This window comes from Rhodoferax sp. (assembly GCF_039922535.1).
In the GTDB taxonomy this organism is placed as follows: domain Bacteria; phylum Pseudomonadota; class Gammaproteobacteria; order Burkholderiales; family Burkholderiaceae_C; genus Rhodoferax_B.
Genome location: NZ_JBDTEM010000129.1, coordinates 1 through 2,482, shown reverse-complemented (window position 1 = coordinate 2,482; position 2,482 = coordinate 1). Strand labels below are relative to the sequence as shown.

2 protein-coding genes are annotated in these 2,482 nt (G+C 63.0%); both read left to right on the top strand.

Features of this window, described 5'->3' with window-relative positions; genetic code table 11:
• Positions 1-547 (top strand): MarC family protein (locus ABI213_RS06225; protein ID WP_348026434.1); only part of this gene is annotated, 547 nt, incomplete at its 5' end.
• 109 nt (positions 548-656) lie between these two features.
• The coding region (locus ABI213_RS06220) for a proline dehydrogenase family protein (RefSeq protein WP_348026432.1) at positions 657-2,482 on the top strand (1,826 nt) is incomplete at its 3' end.

The window sequence follows — 2,482 nt, the reverse complement described above, 5'->3', positions numbered from 1 at the left end:
CAATGTGCCCATCGTGCTCAGCCTGCTGCGCGACACTCCCAAACACCGGCGGTTTCTGGTCATCACCCGCGAATGCCTGTTTGCCTTGCTGATCTTGCTGGTCTTTATGTGGGGCGGCGACCGCCTGTTGCATGTCATGCATCTCACCGATGCGTCACTCGAAATCGCCGGGGGTGTAATCCTGTTCCTGATCGCCATGGGCATGGCCTTCCCGAGCATGGGTGTGAGCTTTTCCGGCCCCGAGCAAGAGGCCGAACCCATGCTGGTACCGCTGGCGATTCCGATGATCGCCGGCCCGTCCTCTCTGGCCACGGTCTTGCTGCTGGCCTCGCGCCAGCCCGAGCGCGCCTTGACCTGGGCGGCGGCCATCATCCTGAGCATGGTGGTGGTGTGGTTGGTGCTGTTGTCGGCCAGCGGGCTGGCGCGGCGCATCGGCAAATCGGGTCTGATCGCGCTGGAGCGCCTGATGGGTTTGTTGCTGGCCGCCATGGCGGTGCAGATGTTGATCTCGGGCTTGCGCAACGCATTTCCGATCATTTCGCATTAGCTATTAATTACGAAATTAATCACTAGTTGGTTGGATTAATTTGGTGAGATTGTTTTGTTTTAACCCGGCAAACTGGCGGTTATTGCAGTCACCCACCAGGAAATCCACCATGCGTTTGCCCACCCCTTACCGGTCTGAGTCCGAAACCGTTGCCCACCGTCTTGCCGCCTTGTCGGGCGCGCTGGATTGGGGTGTAGCGTCCGCCCCCGCCCGCCCCTGGGTACAGGCTGTGCGCGACAACCCGCCGCCGTTTTGGGCCATGGAAAGCCTGTTGCGCGAGTACCCCATTTCCAGCGCCGAGGGCCTGGCCTTGATGCGCCTGGCCGAAGCCCTGCTGCGCGTGCCGGACACCGAAACCGCCATCGCCCTGACCGCCGACCAGCTGGGCCGCGCCGACTTTGACGGCATGGACGCCTCGGGTGCCGAGACCGTGCTGGGCCGCTCCACCATGGCCAAGCTGTCCAGCAGCGCCATCGCCCTGTCGAAAAAATTTCTGCCCGAAGCCGAGGCTCCCCAGGGCCTGCTGACCAAGCTGGGTGCCAAAACCGTGGTGGCCGCCACCGTGCGCGCCGTGCAGTTGCTGGGCCGCCAATTCGTGCTGGGCCAGACCATTGACGATGCCATGGACGAAGCCGCATCCGCGCGCAAAAAGCAGCCCCAGCTCACCTACAGCTACGACATGCTGGGCGAGGGCGCACGCACCGATGCCGACGCACTGCACTACCTGCAAAGCTACAAGAGTGCTATCGAAGCTATAGCTTCCCGCGCAGACAAGACGGGCGCTGCGGAGAAAAATGATGGTATTTCCATCAAGCTCAGTGCACTGCACCCGCGCTACGAATGGACCCAGCGCCAGCGCGTGCTGACCGAGCTGGTGCCCCGCGTCTGGGCCCTGTGCGAGCAAGCCGCCCATGCCAACATCAACCTGACCATCGATGCCGAAGAAGTGGACCGCCTGGAGCTGTCGCTCGACGTGTTTGAAGCCCTGGCCGCCCTGGTGGCTAAACACCAGCCCCAGTGGCGCGGCTTCGGTCTGGCCATGCAGGCCTACCAAACGCGTGCACTGGAACTGATCGAACACATCGCCAGCATCGGCCGCAAATACAAGCTGCGCCTGATGTGCCGTCTGGTCAAGGGCGCGTACTGGGATTCGGAAATCAAACGCGCCCAAGAGCTGGGTCTGGCGCACTACCCGGTGTTCACCCACAAGCACCACACCGATGTGTCCTACCTGGCCTGCGCCAAGGCCCTGCTGGACGCGCCCGATGCCATTTACCCGCAATTTGCCACGCACAACGCGGCCACCATCGCCGCCATCCTGCACCTGGCCGCCAAGAGCGGCAACCCGTTTGAACTGCAGCGCCTGCACGGCATGGGCGAGGGCGTGTACCGCGAGGTGCTGAAGAACCCGCTGATCGGCTGCCGCGTCTACGCCCCGGTGGGCAAGCACCGCGACCTGCTGGCCTACCTGGTACGCCGCCTGCTGGAGAACGGCGCAAACTCGTCCTTTGTGCACCAGCTGGCCGACGAGTCGGTGGGCATGGAAGAAATTTTGGTGTCGCCCCTGCGCCTGGAGCCGCAATCGGCCTTTCTGCTGCCGCCCGTGTTGTTTGGCGCGGGCCGCAAAAACAGCGCCGGGCTAGACCTGGAAGTGGCTACCCATCGCGCCGCGTTGCAAACCGCCTTCGACACCACCATGGTGCCGCAGGTGCCAGAGTTTGATGCCAAATTGGCTTCCAGCGCATACGCTACCAGCGCTAGCAGCTATAAAGTTTGGAGCAAAACGCCGACCGCCCAGCGCGCCGCCTTGTTGCGCCAAAGCGCCGATTTGCTGGAACACCAGATGCCCCGCTTCTGCGCCATCCTGGTCAAGGAAGCCTTCAAGACCTGGGGCGATGCCGTGTCGGAAGTGCGCGAAGCCGTGGACTTTTTGCG